The organism is Rahnella sp. PD4, assembly GCF_049199325.1.
GTDB lineage: Bacteria > Pseudomonadota > Gammaproteobacteria > Enterobacterales > Enterobacteriaceae > Rahnella > Rahnella perminowiae.
This window is the reverse complement of record NZ_JBLZQF010000039.1, coordinates 1-261: the sequence shown is the minus strand read 5'-3', so window position 1 is coordinate 261 and position 261 is coordinate 1. Positions and strand designations below refer to the sequence as shown.

Below are 261 nucleotides of genomic sequence, written 5' to 3'. Positions count from 1 at the left end.
AGCTTGACACTGAACATTGAGCCTTGATGTGTAGGATAGGTGGGAGGCTTTGAAGCGTGGACGCCAGTCTGCGTGGAGCCAACCTTGAAATACCACCCTTTAATGTTTGATGTTCTAACTCGGCCCCCTAATCGGGGGTGAGGACAGTGTCTGGTGGGTAGTTTGACTGGGGCGGTCTCCTCCTAAAGAGTAACGGAGGAGCACGAAGGTTAGCTAATCACGGTCGGACATCGTGAGGTTAGTGCAATGGCATAAGCTAGC

Annotated in this window: 1 rRNA gene; it reads left to right on the top strand. The window is 52.1% G+C overall.

From position 1 onward, the window contains the following. Positions 1–261 (top strand): 23S ribosomal RNA (locus ACOZIO_RS25110); the annotation flags it as partial.